Source organism: Serratia sp. SSNIH1 (genome assembly GCF_002935055.1).
In the GTDB taxonomy this organism is placed as follows: domain Bacteria; phylum Pseudomonadota; class Gammaproteobacteria; order Enterobacterales; family Enterobacteriaceae; genus Serratia; species Serratia nevei.
On sequence record NZ_CP026383.1, the window covers coordinates 2,284,083 to 2,306,339 of the forward strand.

The 22,257-nt window shown below is 57.7% G+C and carries 16 protein-coding genes; 12 read left to right on the forward strand and 4 right to left on the reverse strand.

The genetic code is table 11. The annotated features are described in order from the left end of the window. Positions 1–224: 224 nt before the first annotated feature. The 3 genes from pflB to ycaO form a co-directional block, all read right to left on the reverse strand. Positions 225–2,507, reverse strand: a complete 2,283-nt coding sequence (gene pflB / locus C3F38_RS10995; protein WP_016928324.1) for a formate C-acetyltransferase — start codon at positions 2,505–2,507, stop codon at positions 225–227. Between the two features lie 54 nt (positions 2,508–2,561). After that, positions 2,562–3,422: a formate transporter FocA gene (focA, locus tag C3F38_RS11000; RefSeq protein ID WP_019454548.1), complete on the reverse strand. Its 861-nt coding sequence runs from the start codon at positions 3,420–3,422 to the stop codon at positions 2,562–2,564. A 460-nt stretch (positions 3,423–3,882) separates the two neighbouring features. Beyond that, a complete protein-coding gene (ycaO, locus tag C3F38_RS11005) occupies positions 3,883–5,646 on the reverse strand; it encodes a 30S ribosomal protein S12 methylthiotransferase accessory factor YcaO (RefSeq protein ID WP_033640817.1) in 1,764 nt (587 codons plus the stop codon). Positions 5,647–5,794: 148 nt separating this feature from the next. Here ycaO and ansB point away from each other — a divergent pair, with 148 nt between their 5' ends. From ansB to lpxK, 9 genes are all read left to right on the forward strand, one after another. Continuing rightward, positions 5,795–6,841, forward strand: a complete 1,047-nt coding sequence (gene ansB, locus C3F38_RS11010) for an L-asparaginase 2 (RefSeq protein WP_055316245.1) — start codon at positions 5,795–5,797, stop codon at positions 6,839–6,841. 302 nt (positions 6,842–7,143) lie between these two features. Continuing rightward, positions 7,144–8,229: a 3-phosphoserine/phosphohydroxythreonine transaminase gene (gene serC / locus C3F38_RS11015; RefSeq protein ID WP_033633446.1), complete on the forward strand. Its 1,086-nt coding sequence runs from the start codon at positions 7,144–7,146 to the stop codon at positions 8,227–8,229. A gap of 113 nt (positions 8,230–8,342) precedes the next feature. Then, positions 8,343–9,629, forward strand: a complete 1,287-nt coding sequence (gene aroA / locus C3F38_RS11020) for a 3-phosphoshikimate 1-carboxyvinyltransferase (protein ID WP_048233255.1) — start codon at positions 8,343–8,345, stop codon at positions 9,627–9,629. 266 nt (positions 9,630–9,895) lie between these two features. Further along, positions 9,896–10,585 carry a (d)CMP kinase gene (gene cmk / locus C3F38_RS11025; RefSeq protein WP_004928270.1) on the forward strand — a complete coding sequence of 230 codons (690 nt, stop codon included), beginning with the start codon at positions 9,896–9,898 and terminating at the stop codon, positions 10,583–10,585. A 184-nt stretch (positions 10,586–10,769) separates the two neighbouring features. Beyond that, on the forward strand, positions 10,770–12,443 hold the full coding sequence (gene rpsA / locus C3F38_RS11030; protein WP_004928267.1) for a 30S ribosomal protein S1: 1,674 nt from the start codon (positions 10,770–10,772) through the stop codon (positions 12,441–12,443). Between the two features lie 62 nt (positions 12,444–12,505). Further along, complete coding sequence (gene ihfB, locus C3F38_RS11035) at positions 12,506–12,790, forward strand: integration host factor subunit beta (RefSeq protein ID WP_004928264.1); 285 nt, start codon at positions 12,506–12,508, stop codon at positions 12,788–12,790. 276 nt (positions 12,791–13,066) lie between these two features. Further along, positions 13,067–15,337, forward strand: a complete 2,271-nt coding sequence (locus tag C3F38_RS11040; protein ID WP_080479011.1) for a ComEC family protein — start codon at positions 13,067–13,069, stop codon at positions 15,335–15,337. A gap of 35 nt (positions 15,338–15,372) precedes the next feature. Next, positions 15,373–17,121: a lipid A ABC transporter ATP-binding protein/permease MsbA gene (gene msbA, locus C3F38_RS11045; RefSeq protein ID WP_047727931.1), complete on the forward strand. Its 1,749-nt coding sequence runs from the start codon at positions 15,373–15,375 to the stop codon at positions 17,119–17,121. Beyond that, positions 17,121–18,101, forward strand: coding sequence for a tetraacyldisaccharide 4'-kinase (lpxK, locus tag C3F38_RS11050; protein ID WP_047727928.1), 981 nt, complete (start codon positions 17,121–17,123; stop codon positions 18,099–18,101). The genes msbA and lpxK overlap by 1 nt, the downstream gene beginning before the upstream one ends. 2 nt (positions 18,102–18,103) lie before the next feature. On the opposite strand, the gene C3F38_RS11055 is transcribed toward lpxK, so the two are convergent. Next, complete coding sequence (locus tag C3F38_RS11055; RefSeq protein ID WP_055312002.1) at positions 18,104–19,510, reverse strand: VOC family protein; 1,407 nt, start codon at positions 19,508–19,510, stop codon at positions 18,104–18,106. Between the two features lie 525 nt (positions 19,511–20,035). On the opposite strand from C3F38_RS11055, the gene C3F38_RS11060 reads away from it, so the two are divergent. The 3 genes from C3F38_RS11060 (at position 20,036) to C3F38_RS11070 (ending at position 22,029) form a co-directional block, all read left to right on the forward strand. Further along, complete coding sequence (locus tag C3F38_RS11060; protein ID WP_019454537.1) at positions 20,036–20,245, forward strand: cold shock domain-containing protein; 210 nt, start codon at positions 20,036–20,038, stop codon at positions 20,243–20,245. A 222-nt stretch (positions 20,246–20,467) separates the two neighbouring features. Continuing rightward, positions 20,468–20,689 carry a cold-shock protein gene (locus C3F38_RS11065; RefSeq protein WP_004928241.1) on the forward strand — a complete coding sequence of 74 codons (222 nt, stop codon included), beginning with the start codon at positions 20,468–20,470 and terminating at the stop codon, positions 20,687–20,689. Positions 20,690–20,802: 113 nt separating this feature from the next. Then, positions 20,803–22,029, forward strand: a complete 1,227-nt coding sequence (locus tag C3F38_RS11070) for a winged helix-turn-helix domain-containing protein (RefSeq protein ID WP_055312003.1) — start codon at positions 20,803–20,805, stop codon at positions 22,027–22,029. Positions 22,030–22,257: the final 228 nt, after the last annotated feature.

Here is a 22,257-nt window from a genome sequence, read left to right on the forward strand (position 1 = left end):
CGCCGGCCAGGTATCTGCGATGCAGTGGCGGTGTGAGCCCGCCACCGGGGGTAATGATGCCTGTCGGCCGGTCAGTTGCCGGATAACTGTTTTGCCGGCTATCCATTCAGTATAGATGTCCGGCAAAACAGACTCTACAGAGTCAGGGGAGAGCGGTGGGAGAAAAGGGCCGGCAGAACCGGCCCTGACTTTGGCACCGGGCGGTTTCCCGCCCGGTTGGCGTATTACATCGTTTGAGTGAAGGTACGAGTAATGACGTCCTGCTGTTGCTCTTTGGTCAGCGAGTTGAAGCGCACGGCGTAACCGGAAACGCGGATGGTCAGCTGAGGGTATTTCTCAGGGTTTTCCATCGCGTCCAGCAGCATTTCGCGGTTCATTACGTTGACGTTCAGGTGCTGGCCGCCTTCGATGGAGGCTTCATGGTGGAAGTAACCATCCATCAGGCCCGCCAGGTTGGCTTTACGCACGTCGTCGTCTTTACCCAGCGCGTTAGGCACGATGGAGAAGGTGTAGGAGATCCCGTCTTTCGCGTAGGCAAACGGCAGTTTGGCTACCGAGGTCAGGGAGGCTACTGCGCCTTTCTGGTCGCGGCCGTGCATCGGGTTGGCACCTGGGCCGAACGGTGCGCCTGCGCGGCGGCCATCCGGGGTGTTACCGGTTTTCTTACCGTACACCACGTTGGAGGTGATGGTCAGTACGGACTGAGTCGGTACCGCATTGCGGTAGGTGCGCAGTTTCTGAATTTTCTTCATGAAACGTTCCACCAGGTCGCAAGCGATGTCATCGACGCGGGCGTCGTTGTTACCGAACTGCGGATACTCGCCTTCCACTTTGAAGTCGATGGCCAGGCCGTCTTCGTCGCGAATGGTGGTGACTTTCGCGTACTTGATGGCAGACAGGGAGTCGGCTGCCACGGACAGACCGGCGATGCCGCAAGCCATGGTGCGATAAACGTCACGGTCATGCAGCGCCATCAGCGCAGCTTCGTAGCTGTACTTGTCGTGCATGTAGTGAATGATGTTCAGCGCGGTCACGTACTGCTTGGCCAGCCAATCCATAAAGTGGTCCATGCGCGCCATGACTTTGTCATAGTCCAGCACTTCGTCCATCATCGGCGCTTCTTTCGGGCCGACCTGCATTTTCAGTTTTTCGTCAACGCCGCCGTTGATGGCGTACAGCATGGTTTTCGCCAGGTTGGCACGGGCGCCGAAGAACTGCATTTGTTTGCCGACGATCATCGGGCTGACGCAGCAAGCGATGGCATAGTCATCGTTGTTGAAGTCAGGGCGCATCAGGTCGTCGTTTTCGTACTGAACGGAAGAGGTGTCGATGGACACTTTCGCCGCGAATTTCTTAAAGTTCAGCGGCAGCTTCTCAGACCACAGAATGGTCATGTTCGGCTCCGGAGACGGCCCCATGGTGTACAGGGTGTTCAGGAAGCGGAAGCTGTTTTTGGTGACCAGGGTACGGCCGTCGACGCCCATACCGGCCAGGGATTCCGTTGCCCAGATTGGGTCGCCGGAGAACAGCTCATCGTACTCAGGGGTACGCAGGAAGCGCACCATACGCAGTTTCATCACCAGGTGGTCGATCAGTTCCTGCGCTTGTTCTTCGGTCAGTTTGCCCGCCTTGATGTCGCGCTCGATGAACACGTCGAGGAAGGTGGACACGCGGCCGAAGGACATGGCGGCGCCGTTCTGGGATTTCACCGCGGCCAGATAGCCGAAGTAGGTCCACTGCACCGCTTCTTGCGCGCTGGTGGCCGGGCCGGAGATGTCGTAACCGTATTTAGCGGCCATCTCTTTGATCTGAGCCAGAGCGCGGTGCTGTTCAGCGATCTCTTCGCGCAGCTGGATGGTCATTTCCAGATCTTCGCCGTTTTCCAGTTTTTCCTGCAGCGATTTGAACTGGTTCAGTTTGTCGGCCATCAGGAAGTCGATACCGTACAGCGCCACGCGGCGGTAGTCGCCGATGATGCGGCCGCGGCCGTAGGCATCTGGCAAACCGGTCAGCACGCCGGATTTACGGCAGTTCAGGATGTCTTTGGTGTAAACGTCGAATACGCCCTGGTTGTGGGTTTTACGGTATTCGGTGAACACTTTTTTCAGCTGCGGATCCAGTTCGCGGCCGTACACTTTGCACGAACCTTCGACCATTTTGATGCCGCCGAACGGGATCAGCGCGCGTTTCAGAGGGGCGTCGGTCTGCAGACCTACGATGGTTTCCAGCTCTTTGGCGATGTAACCCGCGTCGTGAGAAATGATGGTTGAAGCAACGTTGGTGTCGAAATCAACCGGCGCGTGAGTGCGGTTTTCCAGTTTGATCCCTTCCATAACCTTGTCCCACAAGGTGGTGGTGGCTTGAGTTGCGCCAGCCAGGAAGGATTCGTCACCCTCATAAGGCGTGTAGTTTTTCTGGATGAAGTCACGAACGTTGACTTCATTCTGCCAGTCACCCTTGCTGAAACCTTCCCAAGCGTTGGCTAATTTCTCGTTAAGTTCGGTCATTGTACACCTACCTTTGATTGTGGATTTCTAACTCTGCGCGCGGTAACTCACAGCTTAGTGCTGTTCGCGGCCCCCGCGCAGATAAATTACCCAGTAAGTCAACCCAACCAGCAGACCGCCGCCGATGATGTTGCCGATGGTGACCGGAATCAGGTTGTCGATGATGAAGTTGCTTACTGTCAGATGAGCGAATTGCTCAGGTACCGCCCCTACGGCTTGCCAGAACTCCGGCGTGGCGAAGTGTTTGACCACGATGCCCATAGGGATCATAAACATGTTGGCGATGCTGTGTTCGAAGCCGCTGGCGACAAACATCCCGACCGGCAGCACCATGGCGAGCATCTTGTCGGTCAGAGTACGGCCGGAGTAGCTCATCCAGACCGCCAGGCAGACCATCAGGTTAGCCAGAATGCCGAGGCACACGGCTTCGATAAAGGTGTGATGCAGCTTGTGGTCTGCGGTTTGCAGGACATTCAGGCCCCACTGGCCGTTGGCGACCATATACTCGCCGGAGAACCAGATCAGCGCCACGAAGAACAGCGCGCCGACCAGGTTGCCGAGATAAACGTTCAGCCAGTTGGCGCCCAGCTGGCCCCAGCTGATGCGGCCGCTGGCCTTGGCGATGACGATAAGCACGGTAGAGGTGAACAGGTCGGCGCCTGACACCACCACCAGCATTAACCCGAGAGAGAAACAGATGCCGCCGACCAGTTTCGCCAGCCCGAAAGGCACGCCGGCGGTGCCGGTGGTCGCCGTGATGTAGAAAACGAAGGCGATGGAAATGAAGACACCGGCGGTGATCGCCAAATAAAACGTTTTCAGCGGATGTTTGGTGGCTTTATACACGCCGGCATCTTCAGCGATTTTCGCCGTTGCCGCAGGTAAAATCAGATCGAATGGGCTGTCAGTTTTCAAACTAACTCTCGCTCTTAAGGGTTAAAACAACGCAATGAGATACTAGCAAAGCAGTATAGGGGAAAATTTGATTTGGATCATAAGGCGGGGAAGTAGAGCGGCAAAATGGCGTGTTTTTTGTGTGGTTTTTTAGGTTAATTTATTGATTTTTAAATAAAAACATTTTTTTAATGTTTGCAAAATTTTTTGAATTCATCGGGTGGACGGCGTAGGGTAAAGTTAAATTTTTAGGCGTTTTGTCGCCGTTCGTCGCTGAAAGTTTAATTATCGGTTAATTATTATTTCACCGTCTGGCAACAATCGCCGGTTTATTTATTCTTATGCTCGTTTAACCGCCTATTTTTCTGCGGGAAAATAAAACAGAATGCGTTGAAATAAACCGCAAAATGAAAACGCCGCAGCGGAGTGCGGCGTTTGACCGGGGAGGGTACCCCAAAAGTGGCGGTACCCTCAATGGCGATTAGGCCTTGGCCCAGTGACGGCGCTTGGCCGCCTGCAGCTTCTCGTAGGCCGCCAGCAGCGCCTGATGGGCCGGCAGCGCCTTCAGATCGGCATCGACGGCGAACAGCCCGTTGAAGCGCTCTTCACCACTGATGGCGGCCGAGGCCGCGTCCACCGCTTCCTGGCCGTACATTTTCACGAACGCGGTATAGTATTGCGCCGCTTCGCGCTCAGGCTCCTGCGCCAGCAGCAGCAGCGTTTGCAGGCAGCGGTAGTAGTTGCTGCGCGCCGGGCTCAGCACCGAGGCGTTGAAGTCCTGCGTCCACTCGGTCCAAATCAGCGCCTGATCCAGATCGCCGCCCGCCAGCGCCAGCATCGACTTCAGCTCGCCCACGCGCAAGGTATGCCAGGCGTTGTCTTTGCCGCTGGCAATGCCCAGCAGTTCGCGTACGCGGGTGAAGTCGTCCAGCCCTTCGTCGTCCAACTGCTCGATCAGCGCCAGGTACTCTTCCGGCTCCCACTCGCTGCCCGGCAGCGCCAGCAGCGTATCGCGCAGGTGCGCGCCCATGCTGTTGTTGGCCAGCAGCAGGTCTTCCGCCGGATAAATGTCGGACATGCCCGGCACGATGATGCGGCAAGCGTAGACGCCCAGGTGCTCGTAGTCGGCGATGTACACTTCCGCGTCTTCTTTGTCGAAGATGCTCATCAGGGTGGCGAACTCTTCCTGCGTGCTGCCGCTGAAGTTCCAGTCAACGAACGGGTAATCGGCGTCCTGTTTGAACAGATCCCAGGAGATCAGGCCGCTGGAGTCGATGAAGTGCGTTTCCAGGTTGGTGTGTTCCGCCACTTCTTCGTCATCGAAGGTCGGTGCGGTGAACACGTCGAGATCTTTCAAGCTGCGGCCCTGCAGCAGTTCGGTCACCGTGCGCTCCAGCGCCACGCCGAAGTCCGGGTGCGCGCCGAACGAAGCGAAGCAGGTGCCGTTGGTCGGGTTGAACAGCACCACGCAAATGACCGGGTAGTTGCCGCCCAGCGAGGCGTCATAGGAGAGGATCGGGAAACCTTCCTCTTCCAGCTTGGCGATGGCTTCCACCACGCCCGGGTAACGGTTCAGCACTTCGTCCGGGATCGCCGGCAGGCTGATGGATTCGGCGATGATGCGGTTTTTCACATAGCGCTCGAACACTTCCGACAGGCCCTGCACGCGCGCTTCGTTGGCGGTGTTGCCAGCGGACATGCCGTTGGAAACATACAGGTTGCCGATGATATTCATCGGGATGTACACCGTTTGCTGGTCGGACTGACGGGTAAACGGCAGCGCACACACGCCGCGATCGGCGTTGCCGGATTGCAGATCGACAAGATCGCTGGCGCTCAGCTCTTGCTGCGGATCGTAGAAGGCGTGCAGGCGTTCGTCGAGGATACCGGCCGGCAGCGCGTCGTCTTCAGGGATCGGGAACCATTTTTCATTCGGGTAGTGCACGAAGTCGCCTTCGGCGATCTGCCGGCCCAGATAGAAATCGGCGAAGAAGTAGTTGGTGGACAGGCGCTCGAAATATTCACCCAGCGCGGAGGCCAGCGCGGCTTTTTTGCTGGCGCCTTTGCCGTTGGTGAAGCACAGCGGGCAATCGCGATCGCGAATGTGCACCGACCACACGTGCGGCACCGGGTTCAGCCAGGAGGCTTCTTCGATGTTGAAACCGAGATCGCTCAGTTTCTGCTGGAAACGGGCGATGGAGTCTTCCAGGGCGGCGTCTTTACCGGGGATAAAAGTTTGCGTCATTGTCTTCACTTTTTGCGCGTACTAAAAACGCGCAATGATACGGGGTTTTACGCTGGAGCTCCACGTATTCCTAAAGCGGCGGCAAAGTCACAGTTTTTTTAAGGATAAAGGCCATAATTCAGCGAGTTATCTGTCACGGAGAAATCTAATGAAATCAGTGAAACTCAGCGCGTTAACCCTCCTGTTGACCGGCTTCAGCGCCTCGGCGCTGGCGCTGCCCAACATCACTCTGCTGGCGACCGGCGGCACCATTGCCGGCGGCGGCGATTCGGCGACGAAATCCAACTATACGGCGGGCAAGCTGGGCGTCGAGGCGTTGGTCGATGCGGTGCCGGCGCTGAAAAACATCGCCAACGTGCAGGGGGAGCAGGTGGTGAACATCGGTTCGCAGGACATGAACGATCAGGTATGGCTGACGTTGGCGAAGAAGATCGACGCCGACTGCAGCAAGACCGACGGCTTCGTCATCACCCACGGCACCGATACGCTGGAAGAGACGGCCTACTTCCTCGATCTGACGGTGAAGTGCGACAAGCCGGTGGTGCTGGTCGGGGCGATGCGCCCGGCGACGGCGATGAGCGCCGACGGCCCGTTCAATCTGTACAACGCGGTGGTGACGGCGGCGGATCCGCAATCGGCCAACCGCGGGGTGCTGGTGGCGATGAACGACACGGTGCTGGATGCGCGCGACGTCACCAAGACCAACACCACCGCCGTGCAGACCTTCCAGTCGCCGAACTTCGGCCCGCTGGGGTATATCCACAACGGCAAGATCGATTACCAGCGCTCGCCGCAGCGTAAGCATACCCGGGATACGCCGTTCGACGTCAGCAAGCTGAACGAACTGCCGAAGGTCGGCATCGTCTACAACTATGCCAACGCCTCCGATGCGCCGGCCAAGGCGCTGATCGCCGAAGGCTATCAGGGCATCGTCAGCGCCGGGGTCGGCAACGGCAACCTGTATAAAACGGTGTTTGACACCCTGGCGACGGCGGCGCACAACGGCGTGGCGGTGGTGCGTTCATCGCGGGTGCCGACCGGCGCCACCACCGAAGATGCGGAAGTGGACGACGCCAAGTACGGCTTTGTTGCCGCCGGCACGCTGAATCCGCAAAAAGCGCGCATTCTGCTGCAGCTGGCGCTGACGCAAACCAAAGACGCGCAGCAAATCCAGCAGATGTTCAATCAGTACTGATCGTTTTCTCTTCTGCGGGGGCCGGTCGGGCTCCCGCAGCTATCTTGGCTGAATACAGCATAAAACACCGCGTTAACCCGCTGAATTTCCCCATGTCGCAGGGTTTTATCGTCCAAACAATCGCGACGGCCGCAGAGCCTGTCATCACCCGGCGCGGCCGTTTACCGCCGACGGGTGAATAAGCGTTGCAGCCATGGGGCGTGAGTGATAAAACCGATGGGTTGGTTAACGCGAGCGTTAACTTCGGGCGTCTTTTCGACAGGTCGCTTTTCTGCGGCGAACAGTGAATGTGGTGAGGGGAAATGACTCAGGTTTATAATTTTAGCTCTGGCCCGGCGATGCTGCCGGTGGAAGTGTTGCGTCGTGCGGAACAGGAACTGTGCAACTGGCACGGGCTGGGCACGTCAGTGATGGAGATCAGTCACCGCAGCAAAGAATTCATCGCCGTTGCCGAGCAGGCGGAACAGGATCTGCGCGATCTGCTGAAAGTCCCCTCCAACTATAAAGTGCTGTTTTGCCACGGCGGCGCGCGCGCGCAGTTCGCCGCGCTGCCGCTGAACCTGCTGGGCGACAAGGCCACCGCCGACTATATCGACGGCGGCTATTGGGCGCACAGCGCCATCAAGGAAGCGGAAAAGTATTGCGCCCCGAACGTCATCGACGTGAAAACCCGTATCGACGGCCTGAGCGGCATCAAGCCGATGAAAGAGTGGCAGCTCAGCGCCGACGCGGCTTATGTCCACTATTGCCCGAATGAGACCATCGACGGCGTGGCCATCGATGAAACGCCGGACTTCGGCGACAAGGTGGTGATCGGCGATTACTCCTCGACCATCCTGTCCCGCCCGCTCGACGTCAGCCGTTTTGGCGTGATTTACGCCGGCGCGCAGAAAAATATCGGCCCGGCCGGCTTGACGCTGGTGATCGTGCGCGACGATCTGCTGGGTAAGGCACGCAAAGAAGTGCCGTCGATCCTCGACTACACCGTGCTGGCCGAGAACGACTCGATGTTCAACACTCCACCGACCTTCGCCTGGTACCTGTCGGGGCTGGTGTTCAAATGGCTGAAAGAGCAGGGTGGCCTGGTGGAGATGCAAAAACGCAATCAGGCCAAGGCCGAACTGCTGTACGCGACCATCGATAAATCCGACTTTTACCGCAGCCAGGTGGCGATCGCCAACCGTTCCTGGATGAACGTGCCGTTCCAGCTGGCCGATGCGGCGCTGGACAAGGTGTTCCTCAGCGAGGCCGAAGCCATCGGCCTGCAGGCGCTGAAAGGGCACCGGGTAGTTGGCGGCATGCGCGCTTCTATTTACAATGCCATGCCGCTGGCCGGCGTGCAGGCGCTGACCGACTTCATGGCCGACTTCGAACGTCGTCACGGTTGATTCCGTCAGCCCGCCCGGCGCGGGCTGCTCAGGCTGTTGTCCTTTTGCATTAAAGCGGCTCCGGCATTATCCCGGAGCCGTTTCGTTTATCAGAATTGGAGAGTTTTGTTCACATGGTGGATTCCCTGACGTTACACCCGGTCGCCCTGGTCAATGGCACCGTCAACTTACCCGGCTCCAAGAGCGTTTCTAATCGCGCTCTGCTGCTGGCGGCGCTGGCGAAAGGAACGACCCGGCTGACCAACCTGCTGGACAGCGACGACGTGCGTCATATGCTGAACGCGCTGCAGGCGTTGGGCGTGAACTATCAGCTTTCCGCCGATCGCACCGTATGCGAAGTGACCGGCGTGGCCGGGCCGCTGGTGGCCGAGCAGCCGCTGGAACTGTTCCTCGGCAACGCCGGGACGGCGATGCGCCCATTGGCGGCGGCGCTGTGCCTCGGCGAAGGCGACGTGGTGTTGACCGGCGAACCGCGCATGAAAGAGCGCCCGATCGGCCATTTGGTGGACGCGTTGCGCCAGGGCGGGGCGCAGATTGATTACCTCGAGCAGACCGATTACCCACCGATTCGCCTGCGCGGCGGCTTCCAGGGCGGCGACGTCACCGTTGACGGCAGCGTCTCCAGCCAGTTCCTGACCGCGTTGCTGATGACTGCGCCGCTGGCGCCGCAGGATACGCAGATCCACATCAAGGGCGAGCTGGTTTCCAAGCCGTACATCGACATCACGCTGCATCTGATGCGTACCTTCGGCGTATCGGTGAGCCACGACAACTACCGGGTGTTCCATATCCAGGGGCGTCAGACGTATATCGCGCCGGGCGATTACCTGGTTGAGGGCGACGCTTCTTCCGCCTCTTACTTCCTGGCGGCGGCGGCTATCAAAGGCGGCACCGTGCGCGTGACCGGCATCGGCCGCAAAAGCGTGCAGGGCGACACCAAGTTTGCCGACGTGCTGGAGAAAATGGGCGCGCGCATTACCTGGGGCGACGATTTCATCGAATGCAGCCGCGGTGAACTGCGCGGTATCGACATGGACATGAACCACATTCCGGACGCGGCGATGACCATCGCCACCGCAGCGCTGTTCGCCGAGGGGCCGACCACCATTCGCAATATCTACAACTGGCGGGTGAAGGAGACCGACCGTCTGGCGGCGATGGCCACCGAGCTGCGTAAAGTGGGGGCGGAAGTGGACGAAGGCGAAGACTACATTCACGTCGTGCCGCCGGCCAAACTGCAGTTTGCCGAGATTGGCACCTACAACGATCACCGCATGGCGATGTGTTTCTCGCTGGTGGCGCTGTCGGATACTCCGGTCACCATTCTCGATCCGAAATGCACCGCGAAAACCTTCCCGGACTATTTCGAACAGCTGGCGCGCATCAGCCAGCCGGCGTAACCCGTCAAATCGTTTATTTTAGGGCCCCTTTGTGGGCCTTTATCATTTTTAACCTTTGGCAACCGGCGTTTCTTCTATACTTTTTCGCGGTTGTGCGCTTATTTTCAACAACCGGACAGTTCCAGGGTAACAGATTGCCGTAGGGCAGCGTATAATACGCCACCGTATTTGCCCCTGATTGGGCAGGTGGCAGAGAGTACGGCGCGCGGGCCTTGAGCCGAGGCGCACCGTGTCTCTGTGAGGTTTTCTACCTGAAGGAGAGAGAAATGACGGCTACAGCCCCGGTGATAACCGTTGATGGACCAAGTGGCGCAGGCAAAGGCACGCTGTGTAAAGCGTTGGCCGAGTCCCTTGGTTGGCGTTTGCTGGACTCCGGCGCGATCTATCGCGTGCTGGCGCTGGCGGCGTTGCATCATCAGGTGGATATCACTTCTGAGGAAGCGCTGGTTCCGCTGGCCGCACATCTCGATGTTCGCTTCGTTGCCCAGGACGGCAAGCTGCAGGTGATTTTGGAAGGTGAGGACGTCAGCAATGAGATCCGCACCGAAACCGTCGGCAACACCGCGTCGCAAGCGGCGGCGTTTCCGCGCGTGCGCGAGGCGCTGCTGCGCCGCCAGCGCGCATTCCGCGAGGCGCCCGGCCTGATTGCCGATGGCCGCGACATGGGCACGGTGGTGTTCCCGGACGCGCCGGTCAAGATTTTCCTCGACGCCAGCTCGGAGGAGCGCGCGCACCGCCGCATGCTGCAGTTGCAGGAGAAGGGCTTTAATGTTAACTTTGAACGTCTTTTAGCCGAGATAAAGGAACGGGACGACCGTGACCGTAATCGGCCTATCGCGCCTCTGGTGCCCGCTTCTGACGCCCTCGTGCTGGATTCTACCAGCATGTCGATCGAAGAAGTGATCCGGCAGGCGTTGACGTATGCACAGAAAGTGTTGGCGTTGCCGCAGCAATAAGCGCGGCGGCGCTATTGGCTTTTTGTCATATTTGTCATAGCGGTATCGCAATATATCGGGTAAAATTTTACCCCTGTAACCTTAAACCCTGTCGGCATGGAGCCAATGGCGGGGTATGTGAAACAACCCCATTCGGCGGGACGCTAAATGGACGTTAAACTAAAGAACCCTGAAGATTAACAACATGACTGAATCTTTCGCTCAACTCTTTGAAGAATCCTTAAAAGAAATCGAAACCCGCCCGGGTTCCATCGTTCGTGGCGTCGTTGTTGCTATCGACAAAGATATCGTACTGGTTGACGCCGGTCTGAAATCTGAGTCTGCCATCCCGGCTGAGCAATTCAAAAACGCCCAGGGCGAGCTGGAAATCCAGGTTGGTGACGAAGTTGACGTTGCTCTGGATGCTGTTGAAGACGGCTTCGGTGAAACCCTGCTGTCCCGTGAGAAAGCTAAGCGTCACGAAGCTTGGATCACGCTGGAAAAAGCTTACGAAGAAGCTGAGACTGTAACCGGTGTTATCAACGGCAAAGTGAAGGGTGGCTTCACCGTCGAGCTGAACGGCATCCGCGCGTTCCTGCCAGGTTCCCTGGTTGACGTGCGTCCGGTACGTGACACTCTGCACCTGGAAGGCAAAGAGCTTGAGTTCAAAGTCATCAAGCTGGATCAGAAGCGCAACAACGTTGTCGTTTCTCGCCGTGCGGTTATCGAATCCGAGAACAGCGCTGAGCGCGATCAACTGCTGGAAAACCTGCAGGAAGGCATGGAAGTTAAAGGTATCGTTAAGAACCTCACTGACTACGGTGCATTCGTTGATCTGGGCGGCGTAGACGGCCTGCTGCACATCACTGACATGGCTTGGAAACGCGTTAAGCACCCAAGCGAAATCGTCAATGTTGGCGATGAAATCACTGTTAAAGTGCTGAAGTTCGACCGCGAGCGTACTCGTGTATCCCTGGGCCTGAAACAGCTGGGCGAAGATCCATGGGTTGCTATCGCGAAACGTTACCCAGAAGGCACCAAGCTGACTGGTCGTGTAACCAACCTGACTGATTACGGCTGCTTCGTAGAAATCGAAGAAGGCGTTGAAGGTCTGGTACACGTTTCTGAAATGGATTGGACCAACAAAAACATCCATCCGTCCAAAGTTGTTAACGTGGGCGACGTAGTGGAAGTGATGGTTCTGGACATCGATGAAGAACGTCGTCGTATCTCCCTGGGCCTGAAGCAGTGCAAATCCAACCCATGGCAGCAGTTCGCAGAAACCCACAACAAGGGCGACCGCGTTGAAGGTAAAATCAAGTCTATCACTGACTTCGGTATCTTCATCGGCCTGGACGGCGGCATCGACGGCCTGGTTCACCTGTCTGACATCTCCTGGAACGTTGCAGGCGAAGAAGCAGTACGTGAATACAAGAAAGGCGACGAAATCGCAGCGGTTGTTCTGCAAGTTGACGCAGAGCGCGAGCGTATCTCCCTGGGCGTGAAGCAGCTGGCTGAAGACCCGTTCAATAACTACCTGTCTATGAACAAGAAAGGTGCTATTGTTACTGGTAAAGTCACTGCAGTTGACGCCAAAGGTGCTACAGTTGAATTGGCAGGCGGCGTAGAAGGTTACCTGCGTGCATCTGAAGCCTCTCGCGACCGCATTGAAGATGCAACTCTGGTTCTGAACGTAGGTGACGAAGTTGAAGCTAAATTCACCGGCGTTGACCGTAAGAACCGCGTTGTAAGCCTGTCCGTACGTGCTAAGGACGAAGCTGACGAGAAAGACGCCATCGCAACTGTTAACAACAAACAGGAAGAAGGCAACTTCTCTAACGCAATGGCTGAAGCTTTCAAAGCGGCTAAAGGCGAGTAATGACGGGGGGCGGTTTCTGACCGCCCCGATACGGTAGTTTAGCTGCAAAGCTTGGAGGTACTATGACCAAGTCTGAACTTATTGAAAGACTTGCTGGCCAGCAATCTCATATTCCGGCGAAGGCCGTTGAGGATGCAGTGAAAGAGATGCTTGAGCACATGGCCGCAACGCTGGCCGAGGGCGAACGCATTGAGATCCGCGGATTCGGCAGTTTTTCTCTTCACTACCGTGCCCCGCGTGTAGGCCGCAACCCGAAAACCGGTGATAAAGTTGAGCTGGACGGCAAGTACGTTCCTCACTTCAAACCCGGCAAAGAGTTGCGTGACCGCGCCAATATCTATGGCTAGTCGCTGACTGCTCATAGCGTTGTTGCTTGTAAAGAATATAAAACGGTGCCTTTAAGGCGCCGTTTTTTTTCGCCTGCGATTCTCCACGATACGCTAGTGAATTGCGTACTGCGCCGCATTTGCGGTGTGGCTGCTGCATAGGCCTCTCTTATTCTGCCATGCTCACCGCATCTTCGTTAAAGCCCGCTGGCGGTGACATATCGCCTCAACGATCCTGCTTGCTTGCCGTGACGCGTTTTTGCTCATGGTGGAGCCGATGGGAGAAGAGCGATCAAAATTTCGCTGGATCTGGCGATATTCGCCGTTATCTGCGGCATCCTGCCGCTGCTGGTTTTACCGCGGTTGCCAGAGCCATGGCTGCTGTGGCCGATGCTGTTTGTCGCCTGTTTACTGCTGCGCACCCGTTGGCCGATCTGCCGTTATTTGGCCTGCCTGGGTTTGGGATTCCTATGGGCGGTTTTCAACGCCGGAAGCCTGCTTGGGCAAATGGAGCGCCTAAGCCACATGCCGGATGTAACGGCGGTGGCGCAGGTGAGCAGTGTCGCACTGAAGCCTGCCGCCAGTAAGCAGACGCTGATGCGCTTCGAACGAGTCGACGGCCATTGGTTGGTGCCTGCGCTGGCGTTTACCACGACGTGGGTCCCAGAACGGCAGCGGCTGTGCGCCGGGCAGCGTTGGCAGTTGAAACTGCGTTTGCGGCCGGTGCATGGCAAGCTCAATGAAGGCGGCTTTGACAGCCAGCGTTGGGCAATCGCGCAGCGCCAACCTTTGACCGCGCAGGTCAGGCAGGCTCGTTTGCTGGATGGCGATTGCGGCCTGCGCCAGCGCATAATCAGCCATGCGGAAACCAACATCGGTGAATTGCGTTACAAAGCGGTGTTGCTGGCGCTGGCGTTTGGGGAACGCACCGCACTGGAACAGGCTTTGCGCACGCTGATGCTGAAAACCGGCATTGCGCACCTGATGGCTATTTCGGGACTACATGTGGCGATGGTCGCCATTTTGTTTTGGGCGGTGCTGCGTGCGCTGCAGTTTTTTCTTCCCGCCCATCTGATTGGTTATCGCTTTCCGCTGGTCGCGGGCTGGGTGGCGACGCTGATCTATGTCTGGTTGGTGGGCGCCCAGCCACCGGCGGTACGCACCGCGCTGGCGATGACGCTGTGGATGCTGCTTCGTTTGCGCGGCGTTCATTGTTCTTCCTGGCAAGTGTGGCTGTGGTGCGTCGGGCTGATTTTGTTGTGCGATCCGCTGGCGGTATTGTCAGACAGTTTTTGGCTGTCGGTGCTGGCGGTAGGGTGTTTGATTTTTTGGTTCGAATGGGCGCCGCTCGGCGAGCGATTTCGTTCCGCCTGGTATTGGGCGCCTGTACGCTGGCTGCATATTCAGTTGGGCATGACGCTGCTGCTGGTGCCGATGCAGGTCGCGCTGTTTTTAGGCCTGACGCTGACCTCGTTGCCGGCCAATCTCTGGGCGGTGCCCATCGTTTCATTGGTGACGGTGCCGTTGATTTTGCTGGCGGTGATCGGCGGCGTCTTCCCCTCGCTAAGTTACGGGCTTTGGTGGTTGGCCGATTTCACGTTGAGCGGGGTGTTTGTGCCGTTGCATTACCTGCAGCGAGGTTGGGTGGATTTGGGGGCTGCCTCGCTGCTGGCCAGCATAGCGGGATGGCTTATCGTTATCTGTTGGCGCTTTCATTGGTGGTGGCGCTATGCGCCGGGCCTGGCGACGATCGTGATATGCTGCGTGCTGTGGCGAGGAAAAGAACCGGGATACCGCTGGCGCGTCGATATGCTTGATGTCGGGCACGGCCTGGCGATGGTGATAGAGCAAAACGGCAAAGGCATATTGTATGACACCGGCGATCGTTGGCCTGCAGGCAGCGCCGCCGAGCGGCATATTTTACCGATGCTGAACTGGCGGGGTATTGCACTGGAACAGATCATTATCAGCCATGCTCATCTCGATCATATCGGCGGGCTGCCGACGGTACAGAGTGCGTTTCCACAGGCGACGGTGCGCAGCCCGATACGCGGGGAGGGGCACTTGCCCTGCGTCGCCGGTGAGCGTTGGCGCTGGCAGTCGTTGCAATTCGAGGTGCTGTGGCCGCCGAAAACGCTCAAAAGGCCGGTCAATGACGACTCCTGTGTGATTCGCATCGACGACGGGAAATACAGCCTGCTACTTACCGGCGACGCGGAAAAGAAGGCGGAAGCACAGCTGATTCGATTGCGCCGCGACCGTTTAGCGGCCACGGTATTGCAGGTGGGGCACCATGGCAGCAGAACGTCTTCGACGCCGCCGTTTCTGCGCGCGGTCAATCCTGAGGTGGCGCTGGCGTCAGCATCTCGTTACAACAAATGGCGATTGCCGGCGCGTCAAGTGGTCGCCAGATACCGGGCAAATGGCATTACATGGCGTGATACGACGCGCTCCGGCCAGTTATCGGTACTTTTTTTCGACAACGATTGGCAAATTAAAGGCTTTCGCGAACAATTAATGCCCCGTTGGTACCATCAGCGGTTTGGCGTAGAGGGTGATAATGAGTAAAATAGGCCGCTATTTCTTCCGATGCTGGTATTTGCATGATGAATGATAAAGATCTCTCGACCTGGCAGACGTTCCGTCGACTCTGGCCGATGATCACTCCTTTTAAGACCGGGCTGATTGTGGCCGCCATTGCGTTGATTATGAACGCAGCGGGGGACACGCTGATGCTGTCTCTGCTTAAACCGCTATTGGACGATGGGTTTGGAAAAACCGACAGCAGCGTGTTGGTGTGGATGCCGCTGGCGGTGATTGCGCTGATGCTGATGCGCGGCGTGACCAGCTTTGTTTCAAGCTACTGCATTTCCTGGGTTTCCGGCATGGTGGTGATGCAGATGCGCCGCCGCCTGTTTGGCCACATGATGAGAATGCCGGTGGCCTTCTTCGATCAGCAGTCTACCGGGACGCTGTTGTCGCGCATTACCTATGACTCCGAGCAGGTGGCCTCCTCCTCTTCCAGCGCCCTGGTGACCGTGGTGCGTGAAGGGGCCTCGATCATTGGCCTGTTCATCATGATGTTCTACTACAGCTGGCAGCTGTCGGTGATCCTGATCGTGCTGGCACCGATCGTCTCCATCGCCATTCGCCTGGTGTCCAAGCGTTTCCGCAACATCAGCAAGAACATGCAGAACACCATGGGGCAGGTGACCACCAGCGCCGAGCAGATGCTGAAAGGCCATAAAGAAGTGCTGATCTTCGGTGGCCAGCAGGTGGAAACCGAGCGCTTTAACTCGGTCAGCAACCGCATGCGTCAACAGGGCATGAAACTGGTCTCCGCGTCTTCGATTTCCGATCCGATCATTCAGCTGATCGCTTCGCTGGCGCTGGCGTTCGTGCTGTTTGCCGCCAGCTTCCCAAGCGTGATGTCAACCCTGACCGCCGGTACCATTACCGTGGTGTTCTCGTCGATGATCGCGCTGATGCGCCCGCTGAAGTCGCTGACCAACGTCAATGCCCAGTTCCAACGCGGGATGGCGGCATGCCAGACGTTGTTCTCCATTTTGGATATGGAACAGGAAAAAGACACCGGCACCCGCGAAGTGAAGCGTGCGAAAGGCGATATCGAATTCCGCAACGTTACCTTCTACTACCCGTCCAAGGAAACGCCGGCGCTGCGTGATATCAACCTGAAAATCGCCGAAGGCAAGACCGTCGCATTGGTGGGCCGTTCCGGTTCGGGAAAATCCACCATCGCCAACCTGTTGACGCGCTTCTACGATATCCAGGAAGGCGAAATCCTGATGGATGGCCACGATCTGCGCGAATATACCCTGGCCTCACTGCGTAATCAGGTGGCGCTGGTCTCGCAAAACGTGCATCTGTTCAACGACACTATCGCCAATAACATCGCCTATGCGCGCGAGAGCGAATACAGCCGCGAGCAGATTGAGAAAGCGGCCGAAATGGCGTACGCGATGGACTTCATCAACAAGATGGAGAACGGCCTGGATACGGTGATCGGTGAGAACGGCGTAATGCTGTCCGGCGGCCAACGTCAGCGTATCGCCATCGCGCGTGCGTTACTGCGCGACTGCCCGATCCTGATCCTGGATGAGGCGACTTCTGCGCTGGATACCGAGTCCGAACGTGCCATCCAGGCTGCGCTGGACGAGTTGCAGAAGGACCGTACTTCGCTGGTGATCGCGCACCGTCTGTCGACGATTGAGAAGGCGGACGAGATCCTGGTGGTGGAGGACGGCCGCATCGTCGAACGCGGCGAGCACGCCGAATTGCTTGAGCGACAGGGCGCCTATGCGCAACTGCACCGCATGCAGTTTGGTCAATAATGATTGAGCGCATCTGGTCCGGCGGTTCGCTGCTTTATCTGGCGCTGCTGCCGTTCTCCTGGCTGTATGGCCTGCTCAGTTGGCTGATTCGCCTCAGTTATCGCTGTGGCCTGCGCAAAAGCTGGCGCGCGCCGGTGCCGGTGGTGGTGGTGGGCAACCTTACCGCCGGCGGCAACGGCAAAACGCCGATGGTGATCTGGCTGGTGGAACACCTGCAGCAGCGGGGCTATCGCGTTGGCGTGGTTTCGCGCGGCTACGGCGGCAAGTCGGCGGTCTATCCCCTGGTGCTTAATCAGAATACCTCGACCCGCGAGGCGGGGGATGAGCCGGTGCTGATTTATCAGCGCACCGGCGCGCCCGTGGCGATCGCGCCCAAGCGAGCCGAGGCGGTGCAGGCCTTGCTGCAACAACAGCCGCTGGATGCGATCATCACCGACGACGGCTTGCAGCACTATGCCTTACAGCGTGACTTCGAGCTGGTGGTCATCGACGGCGTGCGCCGTTTCGGCAATGGTTGGTGGTTACCGGCCGGGCCGATGCGCGAGCGTGCCGCGCGGCTTGGCAGCGTCGATGCGTGCGTCGCCAATGGCGGCGTGGCACAGGCGGGGGAGATTGCCATGCGCCTGCAGGCGCGTGACGCGGTGAACCTGCTGAGCGGTGAACGTCGCCCGGCAGCCGAGCTGCCGCGCGTGGTGGCGATGGCGGGGATCGGTCATCCGCCGCGTTTCTTCGCGACGTTGGAAAAGCTGAACGTCGAGGTGGTGCAGGAAGTGGCGTTTGCCGATCATCAGGAATATCAGCAGCCGCAGCTGACGGGGCTGGTTACCGCAGAGCAAACGCTGCTGATGACGGAGAAGGACGCGGTGAAGTGCCGCGCCTTTGCCCAGCCTAATTGGTGGTATTTACCGGTTGATGCGGTGCTACCGTCCGCTCAGGCTGAGCAACTGCTGCAGGATATCGAATCTCTGCTGACCAAGTAACCTCAGGATGCCAGCGTGACAAGCCCCAGGGCTTGCGCGCAGGCTTCCAGCGAACGCTGCTGGGTTTGCTGATACAGCGCCAGCTCGTCGATCACCTCACTGCCCAACGCTTGTTCAAACGCAGCCCGGCTGGAAGCGGCGTTGTACTGTGCGTGGCGGCTGTCCCCCAGATTTGACTGGAAAATCCCCGCTGCGCTGACCGGCAGAAAATCTTCATACACCAGCGGCTGGAAGCGAACGTGTTCTTTCTCGAGCAGTTGCTCCAGGGTACTGTGCTTATCCAGCGACTCTTTGGCCGCCAGGCCGCATTCGGTCGGGAAATAGCGGAACCAGGCCAGCTGTTGCTCGCGCAGCGTGGCGTAATCATCCGGAAACGCCCGGAAGTTTTCCTCCAGCAGTTGGTAGTAGCGCTCGGCGTTCTTCTCGCTTGGCGGTGCCTGCAGCGCATCGTTGGTCGCCTGCAGCAGGCGGTCGTAGAGTGCGCGCCCTTTAGGCGTCAGTGCCACGCCGCGCTGTTCGATCTCGCCGAAGCGCGCGGTATGGTGACCGGCGATGGCGTGGCCGTCGTGCTCAACGAAATCGACGCTTTCTTCCAACGCCTTGAAGCTGGTCTGGCGCAGCAGGATTGCGCGGCGGCGGCGCGGCGGGCCCTCGATGACCGCTTTGGGCGTAATGCCGCGGCCGGGCATTGCCTGTTGAACGCGATCGATATCCAGCGTGCGCGGCGTCAGGTGGTTGATATGCGGCCCTTTAAACGCCACGACGTCGGCGATCAGGCGATGCTGATCGTGCAACTGCCGGTATTCTTCGGCGCTGACCGTCGCCTGATTGTGCCAGCGGAAGGTTTCCAGCGCTTGTTCGACAAATTCCTGCGCCTGCGCTGCATTCAATCCGCCTTGCGCTTCCTGCAGCGCGATCAGTTCCAACGCGCGATCGGTAAAGATGCGGCGGCGCGCCAGCAAGCGCTCGGCCAGCTCACGCAGCGCGAGATCTTCTATCAGTTCCAGGCGCAGCAGGGAGGTGAACACGCGGAAAGGACTGATCTGCAGCGCGTCTTCATGTACGGCGCGAAAAGCGGTGGAGTGCACCGGAACGCCTGCTACCGACAGGTCATAGTAACCGACCGGCGCCATGCCCATCACCCGGAACAGGCGGCGCAGGGTGGCCAGCTCGCCTGCAGTGCCGACCCGGATTGCTCCGTGGCGCTCCATGGCGAGGCGTTCTATCTCGCCGGTGATTTGCAACTGATGAGCCAGAGCGGCATCTTCGCGCAGAACCTGTCGATTGGTTTCCGCCACCAACTCCAGCAGATCGCCGTACAGCGGTACCTCCTTTTGGTACATGTCCGACATCGCGTGGGAGAATCTGGCGCGGATTTCATTAGGTGAAACGAACTGCTGGGCGGTCATGCGCATAGCTCCTTGATTCAGCATAATCTGAAAAATCGTGTTTTTAGCGGCAAAAGTGCTGGCGAAAAAGTCGTCTGCCTTGTTTTCCCCTCAAGTTTAGCCATCTGATTTGGGATTTGTTATAGAGGCGCCAAGCATATTAGAGTTTTATGCGTTAGCTCTCATTTGCAGCGCACAGACGGACAAATGATGCGCCGGCCTGGGGGAAGAGGCGGTGGATGGGCTGCGAAGAACGGTAAATTAATTCATGTGTATTCAGGGGGATAAAAATAAATTCGGCGTAATGGCGAATTTAATGCAATAAACCTCTTGTGCATTCACCAGATTTATGAGTAAATGCAAGTCGGCCTGTAATCCAGACCTATTTATGTTCGAGTTTAGAGTTAAGCAGTTCCTCCAAAAACGTTATCATCCGATTCCGCTTCAAAGACGAACCTTCTAAGTACCTCCCATAAGTAATGTTTCTGAAATGGCCCCAATTGCCTCTTATGGCAGGTTTTGTAAATATATTTAAAGGTAAATGTAATGTCTAAGAAGACTGGTCAGGTTAAGTGGTTCAACGAAAGCAAAGGTTTTGGTTTCATTGAGCAGAACGACGGCGGCAAAGATGTATTCGTACACTTCTCCGCAATCATGACCGACGGTTTCAAGACCCTGGCTGAAGGCCAGCGCGTCGAGTACACCATCCAGGACAGCCCGCGCGGGCCGGCTGCCGCCAACGTAGTTGCTCTGTAAGATTACAGGGAACGCGTATAAGAGATCTTAATACAACCATGGTGACGCTTTAGCGCCGAGTCATGCGGAAGATATTAAGCTCAACAAGCCCGCCTTAGTGCGGGTTTTTTATTTTTTTGCTCACGAGAGGTTTGTTACGAAAAACTTTAGGATGGGCTGGTAGCGTCCAGACAATATAAAAAATGACGTTGTCAAGGATGCTCAAGTAAAAGGATATAAGTTATGTTTAAAAATACTGTGTTAAAAATGGGCCGCGTGAAATGGTTTAATCAGGCCGAAGGCTATGGTTTTATTTCACCGGTAGATGGCAGCGACGAAATCTATGTCAATCGCAACGCTATCGCCAACACCAAAAATAAGTCGTTGAACGAAGGTCAGAACGTTGAGTTCTCGATCTATCGCAGCTCGCATGGGCTGTCCGCGGCAGACGTTATCGCGTTCTGATCGCATCCTCCTTCCTCGCCAGTGCCGGTGTCGCCACCCGCAAGCACTGGCGAAGATAAATCCCTCGATATCCACTATTATCAGGCCACTGCCTACTTGCCACGGATATCAGGATGACCACCCCGATAATTTCCCTTACCGCTGCTCGCGCGCTGCACCTTGCCGCCCAGGGGCTGCTTTCTCCGCTTAAACGCCAGGCTAAGCCCGATGACGTCGTGAGCGCGATCCAGCGCATGGGGCTGTTACAAATCGATACCATTAGCGTCGTCGCCCGCAGCCCGTATCTGGTGCTGTTCAGCCGTTTGGGCGCCTATCAGTCGGAGTGGCTGGAGCAGGCGCTTGCCGGCCGCAAGCTGTTCGAATATTGGGCGCACGAAGCCTGTTTCCTGCCGATTGATGATTTTGGTTTGCTGCGGCACCGCATGCTGGCGCCTCATGATATGGGCTGGAAATATTCAGCCGACTGGGTGCAGCAGCACCAGGCGGCGATGGACAGCCTGCTGCGGCACATCGAACAACAGGGGCCGGTGCGCTCCGCCGATTTCAGCGCCGAGAAAAAGGGCAACAGCGGATGGTGGGACTGGAAACCGGAGAAACGACACCTGGAGATCCTGTTTACCGCCGGCAAGCTGATGGTAGCCGAACGCCGCAACTTCCACCGGGTTTACGATCTGACCGAAAGATTGCTGCCGGCCTGGGACGATGCGCGTCATACGCTGCCTGCGGAGCAGGCGCGCAGGCAGATGCTGCGCCGCACCTGCCGCTATCTGGGTATCTTTCGCGCTGAATGGTTGGCAGATTACTATCGGCTGAAACGCGTGGCGCCAAAAGCCTTGCTGGCAGAGCTGCAGGAGCAGGGGGAGATTACGCCAGTGCAGGTAGAGGGGCTGGAAGGGCCGTTCTATGTGCATGAATCTCTGGCGGAACTGCTGCCGCTGGCGGAACAGGGCAAACTCAAATCGACGGTCACCAGCCTGCTCTCCCCCTTTGACCCGGTGGTATGGGATCGGCGCCGGGCGCTGGAGCTGTTCAACTTTGACTATCGGCTGGAGTGTTATACGCCGAAAGAAAAACGCCGCTATGGGTACTTCACCCTGCCGGTGCTGCACCGCGGTGAGCTGGTGGGGCGCATTGACGCCAAGGCGCACCGTCGCCAGGGGGTGTTCGAGATCATCAGTTTCCATGCGGAGCCGCAGGTGCGCTTCGGCAAACAGCGGGCGCAGGATATCCGGCAGGCCATCGCGCGTACGGCCAAATGGCACGGTGCGCAACGCGTCGCGCTGGGCGACATTCCGGCGGCGTTGGCCGCTGAATGGGGGGCCGGCTGGGAAGTGGGATAACGAACGACGCCGTCGGTGGGTAAAACGAAGTTCAGCGCCGCTCGTTACAAAGGGGCTCAGTGGCTGAAGTTAGCGAACAGAGCGATGATTTTATGCAGACGTTTGATCACGTATCACGGACTTTTTTTGTGATTTACATCACAAAATTCTACGCCGGGATGCGCCCCAGTTCAAGCTGTTGCCCCCGCGCGATGAGGAAATATCGGTGGGTTGGCGCCACCGGTGATT